This is a genomic window from Leifsonia sp. fls2-241-R2A-40a, assembly GCF_030209575.1.
Classification (GTDB): Bacteria; Actinomycetota; Actinomycetes; order Actinomycetales; family Microbacteriaceae; genus Leifsonia.
The window spans coordinates 58,797-76,040 of record NZ_JARVRS010000001.1 but is presented as its reverse complement, the minus strand read 5'-3'; the positions used below and the strand labels follow the sequence as shown (position 1 = coordinate 76,040).

The window sequence follows — 17,244 nt, the reverse complement described above, 5'->3', positions numbered from 1 at the left end:
GGTGCAGATCAGCAGCGTTCCCCTCGACCTCACCGCCTCGTCCATCGACCTGACCCGCCAGCTGTGCGACATCGAGTCGGTCTCCGGAAACGAGGGCACCCTCGCCGACGCCATCGAGGCGGCGCTGAGCGGACTGCCGCACCTCGAACTGATCCGCGACGGCGACACGATCGTCGCGCGCACGAACCTCGGCCGTGAGCGCCGCGCCCTGATCGCCGGGCACATCGACACGGTCCCGCTCAACGACAACCTGCCGACCCGGTTCGAGGACCACGACGGCATCCGCTACCTCTGGGGGCGCGGGACCGTCGACATGAAGGCGGGCGTCGCCGTGCAGCTGAAGCTCGCCGCCGAGCTGAGCGACCCGGCGGTCGACGTGACGTGGATGTGGTACGACCACGAGGAGGTCAACGCCGAGCTGAACGGCCTCGGCCGCCTGGCCCGCAACCGCCCCGACCTGTTCGTGGGCGACTTCGGCATCCTCGGCGAGCCGAGCAACGGCGTCGTCGAGGGCGGCTGCAACGGCAACCTGCGCATCGAGGTCCGCACCTACGGCCTGCGGGCGCACTCCGCGCGCGGCTGGGTCGGCGACAACGCCATCCACAAGGCCGCGCCGATCCTCGACATCCTCGCCGGCTATCAGGCGCGCGAGGTCGAGGTCGACGGCCTGGTCTACAAGGAGGGGCTGAACGCGGTCGGCATCTCCGGGGGAGTGGCCGGCAACATCATCCCGGACGAGTGCATGGTGCACATCAACTACCGGTTCGCGCCGTCGCGCAGCTCGCAGGAGGCCATCGACCACATGCACGAGCTGTTCGGCGACTACGAGATCACGGTCGTCGACCGCGCCGACGGCGCCCGGCCGGGACTGGATGCGCCGCTCGCGCAGCAGTTCGTGGCCGCGGTCGGCGGCGTGGCGAAGCCGAAGTACGGGTGGACGGACGTGGCCCGCTTCAGCGCGATGGGCATCCCGGCGGTCAACTACGGCCCGGGCGACCCGCTGAAGGCGCACGCCGACGACGAGCGCGTCGACGTGGAGCAGATCGTCGCCGTCGAGGAGGGTCTGCGTGCGTGGCTCACCGGCGCCGGCGGCCGCTGAGCCGACGGCGCTCACCGAGGAGGTCGGCGGACTGACCGCGGGCGGCCCCTGGTGGACGCTGTGGTGGGTGCGGGTCCTCGGGGTATACCTCGGGGCGCGTGTCGTAACCACCGTCATCCTGCTGAGCTTCGCGGCGGCGGAGGGCGCGAACGCCTGGACCGCCGCATCCCCCGACTACTTCTCCTTCGCCAACCTCTGGGACGGCCGCTGGTACGAGATCGTCGCGGGCGGCGGCTACCCGGCGTCGCTCCCGACGGGCGACGGCGTGCACGTCAGCGAGAACGCCTGGGCGTTCCTGCCGGGGTATCCGTGGCTGGTGGATGCGGTCATGTTCGTCACGCGCCTGCCCTGGGCGCCGGCGGCGGTGCTGGTGTCGTTCGTCGCCGGTGCCGGCGCCGCGCTGGTCTTCCACCAGCTGATGCGGCGGGTCGGGCTGGGACGCTCGGCGAGCCTGTTCGCGGTGGTGCTGTTCTGCTTCTCCCCGGTGTCCCCGCTGTTCCAGGTCGCGTACGCCGAGTCGCTGTACCTGCTGCTGCTCGCTACGGCTCTGCTCCTGCTGGTCGAACGACGCTACGGCTGGCTCTTCCCGGTCGTGCTCGCCATGGCGTTCACGCGCCCGTCCGGTCTCGCCTTCGCGCTCGCCCTCGTCCTCCACGTCGGCTACCGCTGGTGGCGGCGGCGCGACGACCCGTTCCCGGTCCGCGAACGCGTGCTGAGCGTGACGCTCGCCGCCTTCAGCGGCCTGGCGGGAGTGGCGTGGCCGGCCATCGCCGGGGCGGCGACAGGATCGTGGACGGCCTACACCGACACCGAGCTCGCCTGGCGCGCACCGTACATCGGCTATACCCATCTGCTGCCGTTCGCCCCGTGGTTCCAGGGGGCGGACTGGTGGGCGAGCGCGATGCTGGGCATCCCCGGCTGGGTGGGCGTGGTCGCGCTGGTCGTCATCGTGGCGCTGTTCGGCGTCCTGCTGTTCTCTCCCGCGGTGCGGCGCCTGGGCGTCGACCTGCGGTTCTGGATCGCCGCCTACTCGCTCTACCTGTTCGCGGTGTTCTTCCCGCAGTCGAGCACGTTCCGCCTGCTCATGCCGCTGTTCCCCCTGCTCGGCGCGCTCGCGCTCCCGCGCAGCAGGGTCTACCGGGTCGGGATGGTCGTGCTCTTCGTGGCCCTGCAGATCGGCTGGGTGGCCATCTGCTGGACGATCGACGGATACGACTGGTCACCCCCGTGATACCTGCGATTTCCGCACGTCGGCAACGATGTCGGATAATAGAAGGACATCCACGAAAGGGGAGCTGCATGGCGGCCATGAAGCCGAGGACCGGGGACGGCCCGATGGAGGCTGTGAAGGAGGGACGGCTCATCATCGTGCGTGTGCCGCTCGAGGGTGGGGGACGACTGGTGGTCTCCGTCAATGACGCGGAAGCCAAAGAGCTCCACGACGCACTCGCGAGTGTCGTCACCTCCGCCTGATCCGCTCTACCGAAAAGGGCCCCGAAGAATCGGGGCCCTTTTCGCGTCCCGGCGACCTGCCCGGGAGGCGGACTTCAGGGTGCGAGCTTGATGATCTGCAGCAGACCCTCGCCCACCGGCGAGAGCGCGCTGATGACGGCGCCGGAGGCGGACGTCTCGGTGATGAGCGTGCGGAAGCCGGTGGCCACGTCGTCCCGCGCGGCGGGGTCGGCGACGCGTCCGCGCCACAGCGCACGGGCCACGAGCACGGTGCCGCCCGGGCGCACCAGGCGCAGGCCGTGCTCGACGTACTCGATGACCGACTGCGGGTCGGCGTCGATGAAGACGATGTCGTAGGAGTTCTCGTTCATCCGCGGCAGCACCTCGAGGGCACGGCCCGGGATGAGACGCACGCGGTTCGATGGGACGCCCGCCTCCGTGAAGAACGAGCGCGCGTGCTGCTGGTACTCCACCTCCACGTCGATCGAGGTCAGCTGCGCCTCGGCGCCGCCGGTGAGCAGCCACAGCCCCGACACTCCCACGCCGGTGCCGATCTCGACGATGTTCTCGGCGTGCGTCGCGGCGACGACCACTGCCGCCTGCGCGCCGGTCGCCGGCGAGATCGGTTCGATGCCGAGCTCCAGCGACTGCTGCCTGGCTCGCGCGACCACGTCGCTCTCGACGACCACGTCGTCGGCGAACCTCCAGTTCGAGTCTTTGTCTGACACAGCTCTCCCGTCGGTCTCTGTTCAGGATACGGTCGGCCTACGCAGCATCCGTGCAGGCACCGCCGCGATACCCTGGAAAGGTGTTCGGGCTCACCTTCGACAAGCTGCTGATCGTGGCGGTCATCGCCGCGTTCGTCATCGGCCCCGAACGGCTGCCCGCGTACGCGGCCAAGCTGGGCTCGATGGTCCGCTCACTGCGCGATTTCGCCAACGGGGCGAAGGACCGCATGCGCGACGAGATGGGCCCGGAATTCGACGACGTCGACTGGAAGAAGCTCGACCCGCGCCAGTACGACCCGCGCCGCATCATCCGCGAGGCGCTGCTGGAGGACTCCGCCGAACCGGGCGCCGCGATCAAGCCGGTGACCCAGTCGGCGTATGCGCAGCGGAAGATGCCGCTGACGGCGGGCGCGGTGCCGCCGTACGACACCGAGTCCACCTAGCGGGCAACGCGGCGCGCGCGGGCGCGCATCCACTACGCTGCGGACATGATCGCAACGGAGCAGTCGCTCACCCGGGCGACCGTCGCGCGCTACGCCGTCGGGTCTCTCGGCACCGGCGGGTTCGCGACCCTTCCCGGCCTCGTTCTCGTCTACTACCTGACCGACTCGCTCGGTGTCGCCGCCATCGTGGCCGGTGTGGTCGTGACGGTCGCGAAGGTGTGGGACGTCGTCATCGATCCGGTGATCGGCGCCCGCAGCGACCGGATGCTCGCGGTGCACGGTTCCCGCCGGCCGATGATGCTGCTCGGCGCGATCGCCCTTCCGGTGTTCTTCCTGCTGACGTTCGCGGTTCCGCCGGGCACCGCGCCGGGCGCGGCCGCCCTCTGGGTGCTGCTGGCGTTCGTGCTCACGGCGACCGCGTTCAGCCTGTTCCAGGTGCCGTACATCGCGCTCCCGGCCGAGCTCGCCTCCGGTTACGACCAGCGGACGCGCCTGCTGACCTGGCGTGTGGTGGTGCTCACCTTCGCCATCCTGCTGTTCGGCGCGGGCGGACCGGCCCTGCGGTCGCTCGGCGGCGGCAACTCGTTCGCCGGGTACCTGCTGATGGCGCTGGTCGCGGGCGTCGTCATCGGCGCAGGGATGCTCGTCTCCGCCTTCGTCGCACCGCGCGGACTGCCTGCTGCCGCCCGGCCGCCGCGCGAGAGCGTGCTGACCACCCTCCGCTCCAACTACGCGGCCGGGGCGCGGGTGCTGCGCGACAGCCAGCCCTTCCGTGCGCTGCTGCTCACGTTCCTGCTGCAGGGGCTCGCGACGGGGCTGATGCTGGCCGGCGCCAACTACGTCGCCACCTGGGTGCTGCACTCGGAGGATGCGGTGACCTTCCTCTTCGTCGCGCTCATCGGTCCGGCGCTGATCGTCACGCCGCTGTGGGGCGTGGTGGCGCGACGGGTCGGCAAGGAGCGCGGCTTCGTCGCGGCGAGCATCCTGTTCGCCGTCGCCGCGCTCTCGATGACGGCGTTGCTGTGGGCGCCGGGCGCGTGGGTGTACGCGCCCGTTGCCGTCGCGGGCGCCGCGTACGCGGGCATGCAGTCGCTGCCGATGGCCATGCTCCCCGACGTCATCTCGCACGACGCGCGTCGCAACGGCGACGGGCGCGCCGGGACGTTCGGCGGGATGTGGACGGCGGGGGAGACCACCGGGATGGCGCTCGGAGCGACCGTCCTCAGCATCGTGCTGGCGGTCAGCGGCTATGTCTCGCGCAGCGCGGCGGCCGACGTCGGCGCCACCCAGCCGGGGACCGCGGTCGCGGGCATCGCGCTGAGCTTCAGCCTCATCCCGGCGGCGATCGTCGCGATCAGCCTGGTGCCGCTGGCACGGTACCGGCTGCGGAAGGGAGACATCGATGGTCTCGTTTGACGCGCGGGCCATCCTGGCCCGCCTGTCGGCCCTGCGGGAAGCGGATGCGCCGACGCACGGCGGACGCGTGCTCAGCTACGTCTACGACTCGGGCGTGCCCGAGATCGACGCGCTGGCGGCGGAGGCGATGCGCCTGGTCCAGCCGGTCAACGGACTCGACCCGACGACGTTCACCTCGGTCGCCGTCATGGAGCGCGAGGTCGTCGGGTTCGCGCGCGAACTGCTGCACGGCGGCGACGAGGTCGTCGGCTCGGTGACCTCGGGAGGGACGGAGTCGTGCCTGCTCGCAGTGAAGACCGCCCGCGACGTCTGGCGCTCCGCCGGAGGGACCGGCACTCCGCGACTGGTCGCGCCCGTGACGGTGCATGCGGCGTTCCAGAAGGCGGCAGCGCTGTTCGACCTGACGCTCGACCTGGTGCCGGTGGATCCGCAGAGCGGGCGGCTCGACGCATCCCTCCTCACCGCACGGCTCGGGCCGGATGTCGCGCTGGTCGTCGTCTCGGCTCCCTCGTATCCCTACGCGACGCTCGACCCGGTCGAGGAGGTGGCCGCCGCGTGCGAGGAGGCGGGTGTCGCCTGCCACGTCGATGCGTGCATCGGCGGATGGATCCTGCCGTTCTGGCGTGCCGCGGACGGCGCAGCACTCCCACTGTGGGACTTCCGCGTCGGCGGGGTGACCAGCGTGTCGGCCGACCTCCACAAGTACGGCTACGCGCCGAAGGGCGCCAGCGTCCTGCTGCAACGCGATCGCGACCGGCAGCGCCACCAGTACTTCGCAACGACCGGATGGCCCGGGTACCCGGTCGTGAACTCCACACTGCTCGGGTCGAAGTCCGCCGGAGCCCTCGCGGCATCCTGGGCGATCGTCCAGGCGCTGGGCGCCCGCGGCTTCGCAGGCCTGGCCGAGTCGTGCCGCCGTGCGACGCGGGGGCTGCAGGACATCGTGGCCGACATCGAAGGGCTGCGGGTGGTCGGCGATCCGACGGGACCGCTGCTGGCCGTCGCGACGGACGAATCCGTCGCGCCCGAGCGCCGCGTCGATCCGCACCACTGGGCGGACCGGGTCCGCCGCCGCGGCTGGATCCTGCAGCTGCAGCCGGGGCTGACGCAGCCGGACGGCACGCATCTCCCGCACACGACCCACCTCACCATCACGCCCGTCACGGAGGCGCGCATCGACGAGCTCGAGGCGGCGCTGCGCGGGGCGGCGCAGGAGGCGCGCGGTGTGCCGCCGGTCGATCGGGAGGCGGTACTCGCGTCCCTGCCCGGCGACGTGGGCGGGACAGAACTCGACTCGGCGACCGCGGCGCACATCCTGGGCTCGCTCGGGCTCGCGGGAGGCGGGACGCCCGGGCTGCCGGACGACCAGGCGCCCCTGCTCGCCCTCGTCGAGGCGCTGCCGCGCCCCGTCGCCGAACGACTACTCGTCGAACTGCTCGCCCGCGCCGTCGAGCCTCCCGACGCCTGACGCTGCGTCAGAGGACGGAGAGGCCCAGCTTGCGGCCGGCGAGGCCGCGGCTCCGCGTCGCGAGCCGCTCGGCGACCACACGGATCGCCGCCGCCGCCGGATCGCCCGGGTCGGTCACGACGATCGGCGCGCCGCTGTCGCCGCCGGCCCGCAGCGGGATGCTGAGCGGCACGCTGGCGAGCAGCGGTACCTCCTCGTCCTGACCGGCCGACAGCCGCCGCGCGACCTCCGCGCCTCCGCCGGAGCCGAACAGGTCGAGCACGCTCCCGTCCGGCTGCACGAGACCGGCCATGTTCTCGATCACGCCGATCACGCGCTGCCCGGTCTGCCGGGCGACCACGCCGCTGCGCTCCGCGACGTCGGCGGCGGCCGGCTGAGGCGTCGTCACGACGAGCACCTCGGCGCCGGGCAGCAGCTGGCCGACCGAGATGGCCACGTCGCCGGTGCCCGGCGGTAGGTCGAGGAGCAGCACATCGAGGTCGCCGAAGAACACGTCCGACAGGAACTGCTGGATGGTGCGGTGCAGCATCGGCCCGCGCCAGGCGACGGCCGCGGACGCCGAATCGACGAACATGCCGATCGACACCACCTTCACGCCGTAGGCGACCGGCGGAAGGATCATGTCGTCCACCCGGGTGGGCCGCGGTGCGACGCCGTTCTCGTCGGTCAGGCCGAGGATGCCGGGGATCGAGAAGCCGTGGACGTCCGCATCCACGATCCCCACCCGGAGCCCGCGCTCAGCCAGGGCGACGGCGAGGTTCGCGGTCAGGGTCGACTTGCCCACGCCGCCCTTCCCGCTGGTCACGGCGTAGACGTGCGTCAGCGACTCGGGGCCGAACTGCTGCCCGCGGGCCGGACGCCCGGCGCGCAGCTTCTCGGTAAGCGCGCGGCGCTCGGCGGGCGTCATCACGGAGACGTCGACCGCGACCTCCGTGACGCCGGGCACGCCCGCGACGGCCGTCCGCACATCCCGCTCGATCCGGTCGGCCGCGGGGCAGCCGACGATCGTCAGCTTGATGCCGACCTCGGCGCGTCCGCCCGCATCCACCGACACGCCGCCCACCATGTCGAGCTCGGTGATCGGCTTGCGGATCTCGGGGTCGAGCACCGCCGCCAGGGCGCTGAGCACCGCGCTGGAGAGCGCGTCCTCAGGCACGGGCCTGCTCGCCGTCCCCCGCGTCGCTCCTCTCGAGGTCCTCGAGCAGCGACCGGAGCTCGGCGCGGATGAAGTCCTTCGTGGCCATGTCCTTCACCGCCAGCCGCAGGGCGACCACTTCGCGGGCGAGGTACTCGGTGTCGGCGAGGTTGCGCTCGGCCCGCTGGCGGTCCTGCTCGATCTGCACGCGGTCGCGGTCGTCCTGCCGGTTCTGGGCGAGCAGGATGAGCGGCGCGGCGTACGACGCCTGCAGCGACAGCACGAGGGTCAGGGCGATGAAGCCCAGCGCGGCCGAGTCGAACCGCCAGGCCTCCGGGGCCAGCGTGTTCCACGCCATCCACGCGATGACGAAGACGGTCAGCCCGAGCACGAACCACGGCGTGCCCATGGCGCGGGCGATCCACTCGGTGAACCGGCCGAAACGGTCGCTCGACTCGACGCGGTCGCGTCGCAGCACCGGCGTGCGGAGTCCCTTCGGGGCGTCCAGACGGGTGTCCTGCCTACCTCGTGCCACTTCCGCCCCTCCTTCCGTTCACGATGCGGATGCTGCCGGTCTCGTCGGACGGCGCCGTGCGTTTCACGGGGTCGTCCTCGTCTTGACTTCGCCAGTCGTCGGGGAGCAGGTAGTCGAGGATGTCGTCGATGGTCACCACCCCGACGAGACGGTACTTGTCGTCGACCACAGGGACGGAGACGAGGTTGTACGAGGCGAGGATGCGCGACACCTCGGCTGCGGAGGTGTCGGCGGTCACCGGCTCGAGGCTCTGGTCGAGCAGCGTGCCGAGGCGCACGTGCGGCGGGTAGCGCAGCATCCGCTGGAAGTGCACGATCCCGAGGAAGCGGCCGGTCGGCGGCTCGTACGGCGGCAGGGTGACGCACACCGCGGCGCCGAGGGCGGGGGCGAGCTCGTGCCGGCGGATGAGTGCGAGGCCCTCCGCGACGGTCGCGTCGGCCGAGACGATGATCGGCTCGGTCGTCATCAGACCGCCCGCCGTGTCCGGGTTGTAGCTCAGGAGCATGCGGACGTCGTCCGCCTCCTCCGGCTCCATCAGCTCGAGCAGGTGCTCGCCGCGCTCGTCGGAGAGCTGTGCGATCAGGTCGGCGGCGTCGTCCGGCTGCATCTGGTCGAGCACGTCGGCCGCGCGGTCGTCGTCGAGCTTCGTGAGGATCTGCACCTGCTCGCTCTCGGGCATCTCCTCGAGCACATCCGCCAGGCGGTCGTCCGGGAGCTCTTCCGCGACCTCGAGCATCCGCTGCGGGGGAAGGTCGAGCAGGGTGTTCGCCAGGTCGGCCGGCTTCAGCTCGGAGTAGGTGGCGATCAGCTGCTCCGCCGACTGCGCCTCGCCCAGCATCTGCTTCTCGCGCACCTCGTTCCACGAGACGAACGTGGTGGCGCCCTTCGCGAAGGGCGAACCTCCGGCCTTCGGCTTGCGGACGAAGAGCTGGCTGACCGCCCAGTCGCCGGTGTCTGTCTCCTCGATCGCGACGTCCTCGATCGTGGCCTCGCCGCCGCCGTCGGTGAAGACGACGCGGCGGCCCAGAAGCTCGGCGATCACGCGGACCTCGCCGCCGCGCTGCTCGAAGCGGCGCATGTTGATGATGCCGTTGGTGATGATCTGGCCGCTGCCGATGCTGGTGACCCGGCCGATGGAGAGGAAGACGCGGCGCTTGCCGGGGATCTCGACGATCAGGCCGACGACGCGCGGCGGGTCGTTCTTCCGGTACACCACCAGGACGTCGCGGACCTTGCCGACCCGGTCACCCACGGGATCGAACACGGTCGTCCCGGCGAGGCGGGCGACGAAGACTCTGGCGGAACTCACCCTAATAACCTAGCCCTCGCAGGTGAATGAGGGCTGTTTGGCGGCGCATCCCCGTGCCGTGGGCGACCCTGGATGGAACAATGGACACATGAGCACATCCGGGCCGTTGAACGGACGCAACCGTCTTCTCTTTCCGACCCTGCCGCGGGGCGAGGTGGTGGCCACCTTCGAGAGCTACCCCGCAGCGCAGGAGGCGGTCGACGTGCTCGCCCGCGCCGACTTCCCGGTCGACAAGGTGTCGATCATCGGCAGCGACCTGAAGAGCGTCGAGCGGGTCACGGGCAAGCTGACCTGGGGACGCGTCGCTCTCGCCGGCGCGGCATCCGGAGCCTGGCTGGGCATCTTCTTCGGGCTGCTGCTCATCATCTTCTCGCCGAGCGTGAGCCTGGGCTTCGTCCTCGCCGCCCTGCTGATCGGCGCCGGCTTCGGGATGCTGTGGGGCGTCGCGACGTACGCCATCAACCGCCGCCGCCGCGACTTCACCTCGGTCCAGCAGGTGATCGCGACCAGCTACTCCGTGCTCGTCGACTCGGAGCTGGGGAACCGCGCCCGCAACCTCCTCGGCGAAGGGGGAGCGGAGGCGCCGGCCGCAGCAGCCACGGGATGGACGCCGCCGGCGCAGCCGCAGCATCCCTCCGACCCGCCGCCTGCGCCGCCCGCGGCCGCGCCGCCGATCGTTCCGCCCGCCGGCGACGAGCGCCCACCCGCCCCCTCCGCCTGACCCTCCGCGGCGCGGCGCGTCTCCCCCCAATGCAAAAGGGAGGAGTCTGCGACTCCACCGGCGGGGACTCTCCGCCGTTTCCTGCGACACGCCGCCTGCCGCGGGTCATCCTCCTCCGTTCTCGACCGAGGCGGTGACGGAGAAGAACGGCCTCAGCCCTGCGACAGCCGCCGCACCCAGGCCTCGACGTCGTCGGCGGTGCGCGGGATGGCGGCGGAGAGATTCTCCGCGCCGTCCTCGGTGACGAGGATGTTGTCCTCGATCCGCACGCCGATGCCGCGGAAGGCCTCCGGCACCGTCAGGTCGTCCGGCTGGAAGTACAGTCCCGGCTCGATCGTGAACACCATCCCCGGCTGCAGCACGCCGTCGAGGTAGAGCTCGCGCCGCGCCTGGGCGCAGTCGTGCACATCGAGGCCGAGGTGGTGGCTCGTGCCGTGCACCATGTAGCGGCGGTGCTGCTGGTTGTCCGCCTCCAGCGCCTGCTCCGCGCTGACCGGCAGCAGGCCCCACTCGGCGGTGCGGCTGGCGATGACGGCCATGGCGGTCGCGTGGATCTCGCGGAAGCGGATGCCGGGCCGCACGATCGCGAACGCCGCGTCGGCCGCCTCCCGCACCGCCTCGTAGATCAGCCGCTGGGTCTCGGTGAAGGTGCCGTCTACGGGCAAGGTGCGGGTGATGTCGGCGGTGTAGTAGCTGTCCAGCTCGACCCCCGCATCCATCAGGATGAGGTCGCCCGGCACCACGGGCCCGTCGTTGCGGGTCCAGTGCAGGATGCACGCGTGCGGTCCGCTGGCCGCGATCGTGTCGTAACCGACCGCGTTGCCGTCGGCGCGGGCACGTCCGTAGAAGACGCCCTCGACCAGGCGTTCGCCGCGCGGGTGCGCGGTGATGCGCGGCAGGTCGGCGATCACGTCGTCGAAACCGCGGGCCGTCGCGTCGACCGCAGCGCGGAGCTCGGCCACCTCGAAGTCGTCCTTCACCAGGCGCAGCTCCGAGAGGTCGCGGGCGAGACGGTCGTCCTCGTCGTGGTCCTCGGGGTCGAGGTCGGCGTCGCCGTCGCTGTCCGCGCCGAGCAGCAGCCGGGCCGCATCCACCTCGTCGGTGATCGAACGGTCGGCCTCGCGCAGCACCACGGTGTCGGCGTCGACACCGTCGAGCACCGAGCGCACGTCGGCGATGCCGCGGGTGGCGATCGCGAGGTCGCCGGCGACCTGGGCGAGAGAGGGCCGAGGGCCGATCCAGAACTCGCCGATCTCGGGATTCGCGTAGAACTCGTCGGAGTCGCGCCCGGCCCGCTCACGGAAGTACAGCGTCGCCTCGTGACCGTTGCCCGACGGCTCCAGCACGAGCACGCTCCCGGGCTCGGAATCGGAGCCCCATCCGGTCAGGTGTGCGAACGCGGAGTGCGCACGGAACGGATAGTCGGTGTCGTTCGAGCGCTGAGCGAGACGTCCGGCGGGGATGATGAGGCGCTTGCCGGGGAACAGCTCGGACACGCGCGCCCGCCGCGCCGCCGCGTACTGAGCCTGCCTGCGCGGCTCGGGGACGACCTCCTCACGCTCCGCCCATCCGCTGCCGATGTACCGGCGGAAGGCGTCGGAGCCTGGCGTGGTCGAGCGGTTCTGCGTCGCGCGCGGCGCCTGGTCGGTCTCGGCGGGGGCGGCGGTCTCGGACGTCGCCGCGACGGCGGCGGCGTCCGCGGTGGTGGAGCTGGTCGGCTGGGAGGACATGGCGTCCATTCTTCCACCCGCCGACCGCGTGCGCCCGGCCGGACGGCGCCCTCCTAGGATGGCAGCATGGCTGATGCGCGACGGTTCCGTGGTCCCGTCGACCTCCACACGCACTCGAGCGTGTCGGATGGCACGGAGACCCCGGCCGAGCTGGTCCGGGCGGCCGCCGCGGCGGGCCTCGGCACGGTCGCGCTCACCGATCACGACTCCACCGCCGGCTGGGCCGACGCGGCAGCGGAGGGCGCGCGCGTCGGCGTCACGGTCGTCCCCGGCATGGAGCTGTCCACGCGCATCGAGTTCGCGAGCGTCCACATGCTCGGCTACCTCTTCGACCCGACGAACGCGGCGCTCGTCGCGGAGACCAAGCGCATCCGGGACGGGCGGATGCGCCGGGCGGAGGACATGGTGCGCCGCATCTCCGAGGACTACGACGTCACCTGGGACGACGTGCTCGCGCAGGCGACCGAGGGCGCGACGGTCGGTCGTCCGCACATCGCGGACGCGCTGGTCGCGCGAGGACTCGCGTCCGATCGCAGCGCGGCTTTCGAGGGCATCCTGCACTGGCGGAGCGGCTACTTCCAGCCGCACTACGCGCCGGAGCCGTTGACCGGGGTCCGGCTGATCCGCGGTGCGGGCGGTCTGCCGGTGCTCGCGCATCCGGCGACGGGAGGGCGCGGGCGCGTCATCCCGGAGGACCGCCTGAAGCGCCTCGTCGACGCCGGGCTCTTCGGCCTGGAGCTCGATCACCGCGAGAACCGGCCCGATGGCGTGGAGCGCCTCCGGGAACTGGCCGCGCGCTACAGCCTCCGGATCACGGGGTCCAGCGACTACCACGGTGCCGGGAAGCCCAACCGGCTCGGGGAGAACACCACCGATCCGGCCGTCCTCGACGCGATGATCGAAGAAGCGACAGGCGCGGCGCCTTTCTACGCTCCGTGACGACCTGCCCCTAGCCTGGAGGACGGGGTCCATCAGGTGGTCGGGGTGAGAGGGCGAGGTGCGCGGGTGAGACGGTTCTGGCGAGGATCAGCGGTCGCTGCCGCTCTGACGGTGGCTCTGGTGGTCTCGGCAGGAGTCGCTCCGGCCAGCGCCGACAGCTACCCGTCGTGGGACGACGTCCAGGCGGCGAAGAGCAACGCGACGGCCGCCCAGGCCGAGGTGGACCGCATCAACGGGCTGCTGCAGGGCCTCCAGACCGCGGCGAACGCGGCCGGCGACCTCGCGGTGAAGCGCCTCGGCGAGTACGGAAAGGCCGAAGCGGAGCTGCAGACCGCGACGCAGAAGGCCCAGAGTCTGGCGCAGAAGGCGCAGGAGGCCTCGGCCAAGGCGGACGAGCTCAAAGCGCAGAGCGGGAAGCTCGCCGAACAGCTCACGCGAGCCGGGACGTCATCGGTGTCGCTGCGGCTGTTCCTGAGCCCGGATGCGACCCGGTCGGAGTCGCTGCTGTACCAGCTGGGCGCCGTGTCCAAGCTCGCCGACCAGTCCAGCACCCTCTTCGCCCAGGCCAATGAGCAGAAGAACGTCGCCGCCTCGCTGAGCGCGCAGGCGACCGACGCCCAGCACATCCGCGACCAGCTCGCCGTCGCGGCGAAGAAGGCCCTGGAGGTCGCGACCGCCGCCAAGGCCGCCGCCGACGCGGAGCTCGCGTCCCAGAAGCAGCACGCCAACACGCTGTACGCGCAACTCGCGTCGCTCAAGAACACGGTGGCCTCGGTCGAGCAGAAATACGCGGAGGGCGTCGCTGCCGCACAGGCGGCGGCCAGCCGCGCGAACACCGGTGGCGGGTCGGACGGCTTCGCGCCGCCGCCCGGCATGGTCGTCGATCCCGCGGGGGCGCAGGCGTACGCCTCCAGCCGCCTGGCCGCCTTCGGCTGGGGAGGCGACCAGATGCCCTGCCTCATCAAGCTGTGGAACCACGAGTCCGGCTGGCGCGCGAACGCGTACAACTCCGACAGCGGCGCCTACGGCATCCCGCAGTCGCTTCCCGCGAGCAAGATGGCGTCGGCCGGAAGCGACTGGATGACGAACCAGAACACGCAGGTCAACTGGGGTCTCGACTACATCAACCGCGCCTACGGCTCTCCGTGCGCGGCGTGGAACTTCGAGATGAGCCACGACCCCAACTGGTACTGACCGGTCCCGTACCGGGCCAGAACGACGAGAGCTCCTGCGATCTTCGCAGGAGCTCTCGGCGTGTGACGGGGTGCGTCAGCGGGTCAGCTGGCGGGCGTCGCGGCCGAGCCGCCGCGCGAGCGACGACGGCGGCGGCGCGGAGCGCTGTTGCCGTCGCGGTGCTGCGAGCCGCCTCCGTCGTGCGTGCCGGCGGCCGCCTTCGCTTCGGCGCCCTCGGCGGCGGGGGAGTCCGTCGGAGCCGTGGCGGCGTCGCCCTGGGACGCGCCCTGCGACGAGCCCTGGCCGGAACCGCCCTGGCCCGATCCGCCGCGCGTGCGGCGACGGCCGCGGCTGCCGGAGCGGTCGCCGTCGGGGCCGGTGGAGTCGGTGCGGCCGCCCCGGGGCACGTCCGCCACCTTGACGGCGGGGGTCGGCTTCAGCCGGCCCTTGACGCCCTGCGGGATGTCGAGGTCGGTGTAGAGGTGCGGCGACGACGAGTAGGTCTCGGTCGGCTCCGGCTGCCCGAACTCCAGCGCCCGGTTGATGAGGGCCCACTTGTGCAGGTCCTCCCAGTCGACGAACGTCACGGCGATGCCGGTCTTGCCGGCGCGGCCGGTGCGGCCGGCGCGGTGCAGGTAGGTCTTCTCGTCGTCCGGGATGGTGTGGTTGATGACGTGGGTGACGTCATCCACGTCGATGCCGCGGGCCGCGACGTCGGTGGCGATCAGGATGTCCTTCTTGCCCGCCTTGAAGGCGGCCATGGCGCGCTCGCGCTGCTCCTGGTTGAGGTCGCCGTGGACGGCGGCGGCGTTGAAGCCGCGGTCGTTGAGCTCCTCGACCAGCTTGGCGGCGGCGCGCTTGGTGCGCGTGAAGACGACGGTCTTGCCGCGGCCCTCGGCCTGGAGGATGCGCGCGATGACCTCGTCCTTGTCCATCGAATGCGCCCGGTAGATCAGGTGCTTGATGTTCGCCTGGATCTGGCCCTCGTCGGGGTCGGACGCGCGGATGTGCACAGGACGCGTCATGAAGCGGCGCGCCAGGGCGACGATCGGGCCCGGCATCGTGGCAGAGAAGAGCATGGTGTGGCGCGTGGCCGGGGTCTGCGCGAACAGCTTCTCGATGTCGGAGAGGAAGCCGAGGTCGAGCATCTTGTCGGCCTCGTCGAGCACCATCTCCTGCACGCCGCCGAGGTTCAGCAGGCGCTGACCGGCGAGGTCGAGGAGGCGGCCGGGGGTTCCGACGACGATCTGGGCGCCGCCCTTGAGCTGTGCGATCTGACCTTCGTACGCCTTGCCTCCGTAGATGCTGGCGATGGAGGTGGGGCGGCCGGCGGCGGCCGTTTCGAGGTCTTCGTAGACCTGGATGGCGAGCTCGCGCGTCGGCACGACGACAAGGGCCTTCACGCCGGGCTCGGGGTTGAGCCCGAGGCGCTGGATGAGCGGCAGGCCGAAGCCGAGGGTCTTTCCGGTACCGGTCTTGGCCTGACCGATGATGTCCTGGCCGGTGAGGGCGAGGGGGATGGTCTGCGTCTGGATCGGGAACGGCTCGATGATGCCCTTTGCGGCGAGCGCGTCCACCATGTCCTGGTCGATGTTGAGTTCTGAGAAAGTCACTGGTGAATTGCCTGTCGATTCGATTGGAGTGTCCACGCCCTGTTCGATGTCGCAGGCGTAGGGCCGTCGATCCTGCGCCGACGGCGGTTCAAGCCTACTGGACGGTCCCGATACACTGCTGAGCGTGTCAACTTGGTTCACCCGGCGGCGGCCCTCCGGCGAGCTCCCGCGCCTGACGCCCCGGCCGCGCCCGGTCGCGACCGTCCGGGTCGACCTGCACGAGGTGATGCCGGATCTGCTGCCCTATCTCGGCCAGGCCGCGTACCTGCAGCTGGAGCAGTTCGAGACGCTGTCGCGGGTGGCCGGCGAATCCGACGACCTGCGCGCCAAGGGGCTCGTCTCGGCAGCGGCCGGCCATGCACTGTCGAAGCACCAGGGCATCGTCGCCGAGATCCGTCGCCGCGGGGACGACCCGGCCGAGGCGATGAAGCCGTTCGCCGACGAGATCGAGGGCTTCAGCGCCCTCATCGTCGGAGCGGACTGGCGCGAGACCCTGCTCTCGGCGCTGGTGACCGGCGGACTGCTCGATGACTTCTTCATCCGCCTCGCCGCGGGACTTCCGGGCGACGTGGGACCGCGTCTCGCGCACCTGCTCGGCTCGGAGTCCGGTCAGGAGGGGATCCTGGAGGTGCTGCGGGAGCAGATCGCCGCAGACCCGCTGCTCGCCTCGCGGCTCGCGATGTGGGGCCGCCGGCTCGTGGGCGACACGCTGCTCGTCGCGCGGTCCGCCCTCCACCTGTCGGGCAACCGCGCGACAGACGAGGAGCGGATCGAGCCGATCTTCACCGAGCTGATCGCGGCGCACACCCGGCGGATGGATGCGCTCGGCCTGACGGCCTGAGTCGCGGCTCGGTGCGCCGCACAGCGGCGCGGGCCGGAGGCGTCAGCGAACGACCGCGCCCTTCGTCAGCGCGTGCAGCATCCGCTCGTCGCTCGCCGTGCGCAGGCGGCCGACCGTGAGGTCGGTGACCGCGACGATGGCGGCTGTGCCGAGGAGCGTGATCCACCAGATCCAGCCGCCGTCCCACTTCAGGCCGGCCCAGGTGAGCGCGACCCAGAGCACCGCGGAGGCGATCACGCCCACCGCGGGCACGAGGACGGAGCCGTGTGTGTGGCGGTCCGGAAGGAGGTAGCGTCCGGCAAGGCCGATGATGGCGCCGCCGAGGACGACGAAGAGCAGTTCCACGAGAGGGAGGCTAGCCGACGAAGCCGATCCGGCGCGATTCCTCTGTGCCGATCTCGACATATGCGATGCCCGCGGTCGGGACGACGTACAGCCGGCCCTTGTCGTCGGTGAGCTGCAGGACACCGGTGCCGCTGCTCAGCGCGCTCTGCACCTGCCCCACCAGCTCCTCAGCCGACTGCGAGGTCTCGAAGTTGAGCTCGCGGGGGGCGTTGACGATTCCGATGCGGATCTCCACGTGGGTGCCTTTCGAATCTGACCGGCGGGTGTGAGTTCAGACTACGGCACACGGCTCGCGGC

The 17,244-nt window shown here is 71.4% G+C and carries 18 protein-coding genes; 10 read left to right on the top strand and 8 right to left on the bottom strand.

Features of this window, described 5'->3' with window-relative positions:
• Nucleotide 1 precedes the first annotated feature (1 nt).
• From dapE to QRN40_RS00355, 3 genes are all read left to right on the top strand, one after another.
• Complete coding sequence (gene dapE / locus QRN40_RS00365) at nt 2-1,099, top strand: succinyl-diaminopimelate desuccinylase (protein WP_285113409.1); 1,098 nt, start codon at nt 2-4, stop codon at nt 1,097-1,099.
• On the top strand, nt 1,068-2,330 hold the full coding sequence (locus tag QRN40_RS00360) for a putative hexosyltransferase (protein WP_285113407.1): 1,263 nt from the start codon (nt 1,068-1,070) through the stop codon (nt 2,328-2,330). The genes dapE and QRN40_RS00360 overlap by 32 nt, the downstream gene beginning before the upstream one ends.
• A gap of 68 nt (nt 2,331-2,398) precedes the next feature.
• Nucleotides 2,399-2,572 carry a DUF3117 domain-containing protein gene (locus tag QRN40_RS00355; RefSeq protein ID WP_018190460.1) on the top strand — a complete coding sequence of 58 codons (174 nt, stop codon included), beginning with the start codon at nt 2,399-2,401 and terminating at the stop codon, nt 2,570-2,572.
• A 74-nt stretch (nt 2,573-2,646) separates the two neighbouring features.
• On the opposite strand, the gene QRN40_RS00350 is transcribed toward QRN40_RS00355, so the two are convergent.
• Complete coding sequence (locus QRN40_RS00350) at nt 2,647-3,279, bottom strand: O-methyltransferase (protein ID WP_285113403.1); 633 nt, start codon at nt 3,277-3,279, stop codon at nt 2,647-2,649.
• An 80-nt stretch (nt 3,280-3,359) separates the two neighbouring features.
• On the opposite strand from QRN40_RS00350, the gene QRN40_RS00345 reads away from it, so the two are divergent.
• The 3 genes from QRN40_RS00345 to QRN40_RS00335 are packed head-to-tail and all read left to right on the top strand — an operon-like array spanning nt 3,360 to nt 6,606.
• Nucleotides 3,360-3,722: a twin-arginine translocase TatA/TatE family subunit gene (locus QRN40_RS00345; protein WP_285113401.1), complete on the top strand. Its 363-nt coding sequence runs from the start codon at nt 3,360-3,362 to the stop codon at nt 3,720-3,722.
• Nucleotides 3,723-3,767: 45 nt separating this feature from the next.
• Nucleotides 3,768-5,138, top strand: coding sequence for an MFS transporter (locus QRN40_RS00340; protein WP_285113398.1), 1,371 nt, complete (start codon nt 3,768-3,770; stop codon nt 5,136-5,138).
• Nucleotides 5,125-6,606, top strand: coding sequence for a pyridoxal phosphate-dependent decarboxylase family protein (locus QRN40_RS00335; protein WP_285113396.1), 1,482 nt, complete (start codon nt 5,125-5,127; stop codon nt 6,604-6,606). The genes QRN40_RS00340 and QRN40_RS00335 overlap by 14 nt, the downstream gene beginning before the upstream one ends.
• 7 nt (nt 6,607-6,613) lie before the next feature.
• Here QRN40_RS00335 and QRN40_RS00330 read toward each other — a convergent pair whose 3' ends face one another.
• Genes QRN40_RS00330 through QRN40_RS00320 form a run of 3 tightly spaced genes read right to left on the bottom strand, consistent with a single transcriptional unit; the run spans nt 6,614 to nt 9,585 of the window.
• Nucleotides 6,614-7,762, bottom strand: a complete 1,149-nt coding sequence (locus QRN40_RS00330) for an Mrp/NBP35 family ATP-binding protein (protein WP_285113393.1) — start codon at nt 7,760-7,762, stop codon at nt 6,614-6,616.
• Complete coding sequence (locus QRN40_RS00325; RefSeq protein ID WP_285113391.1) at nt 7,755-8,276, bottom strand: DUF1003 domain-containing protein; 522 nt, start codon at nt 8,274-8,276, stop codon at nt 7,755-7,757. The genes QRN40_RS00330 and QRN40_RS00325 overlap by 8 nt, the downstream gene beginning before the upstream one ends.
• On the bottom strand, nt 8,263-9,585 hold the full coding sequence (locus QRN40_RS00320; protein ID WP_285113389.1) for a magnesium transporter MgtE N-terminal domain-containing protein: 1,323 nt from the start codon (nt 9,583-9,585) through the stop codon (nt 8,263-8,265). Before QRN40_RS00320 ends, QRN40_RS00325 begins: the two co-directional genes overlap by 14 nt.
• Before the next feature lie 88 nt (nt 9,586-9,673).
• Here QRN40_RS00320 and QRN40_RS00315 point away from each other — a divergent pair, with 88 nt between their 5' ends.
• A complete protein-coding gene (locus QRN40_RS00315) occupies nt 9,674-10,306 on the top strand; it encodes a YflT domain-containing protein (protein WP_285113387.1) in 633 nt (210 codons plus the stop codon).
• A gap of 152 nt (nt 10,307-10,458) precedes the next feature.
• On the opposite strand, the gene QRN40_RS00310 is transcribed toward QRN40_RS00315, so the two are convergent.
• On the bottom strand, nt 10,459-12,045 hold the full coding sequence (locus tag QRN40_RS00310) for an aminopeptidase P family protein (RefSeq protein ID WP_285113385.1): 1,587 nt from the start codon (nt 12,043-12,045) through the stop codon (nt 10,459-10,461).
• 57 nt (nt 12,046-12,102) lie between these two features.
• Between QRN40_RS00310 and QRN40_RS00305 the strand changes: the two genes are divergently transcribed.
• Nucleotides 12,103-12,975, top strand: a complete 873-nt coding sequence (locus QRN40_RS00305; RefSeq protein WP_285113384.1) for a PHP domain-containing protein — start codon at nt 12,103-12,105, stop codon at nt 12,973-12,975.
• Between the two features lie 120 nt (nt 12,976-13,095).
• Complete coding sequence (locus tag QRN40_RS00300; RefSeq protein WP_285113383.1) at nt 13,096-14,169, top strand: aggregation-promoting factor C-terminal-like domain-containing protein; 1,074 nt, start codon at nt 13,096-13,098, stop codon at nt 14,167-14,169.
• 83 nt (nt 14,170-14,252) lie between these two features.
• Here QRN40_RS00300 and QRN40_RS00295 read toward each other — a convergent pair whose 3' ends face one another.
• Complete coding sequence (locus tag QRN40_RS00295; RefSeq protein ID WP_285113382.1) at nt 14,253-15,761, bottom strand: DEAD/DEAH box helicase; 1,509 nt, start codon at nt 15,759-15,761, stop codon at nt 14,253-14,255.
• Nucleotides 15,762-15,885: 124 nt separating this feature from the next.
• Here QRN40_RS00295 and QRN40_RS00290 point away from each other — a divergent pair, with 124 nt between their 5' ends.
• Nucleotides 15,886-16,602, top strand: a complete 717-nt coding sequence (locus QRN40_RS00290) for a ferritin-like fold-containing protein (protein WP_285113380.1) — start codon at nt 15,886-15,888, stop codon at nt 16,600-16,602.
• A 42-nt stretch (nt 16,603-16,644) separates the two neighbouring features.
• On the opposite strand, the gene QRN40_RS00285 is transcribed toward QRN40_RS00290, so the two are convergent.
• Nucleotides 16,645-16,947, bottom strand: coding sequence for a hypothetical protein (locus QRN40_RS00285; RefSeq protein ID WP_285113379.1), 303 nt, complete (start codon nt 16,945-16,947; stop codon nt 16,645-16,647).
• Between the two features lie 10 nt (nt 16,948-16,957).
• A complete protein-coding gene (locus QRN40_RS00280; RefSeq protein WP_285113377.1) occupies nt 16,958-17,182 on the bottom strand; it encodes a DUF3107 domain-containing protein in 225 nt (74 codons plus the stop codon).
• Nucleotides 17,183-17,244: the final 62 nt, after the last annotated feature.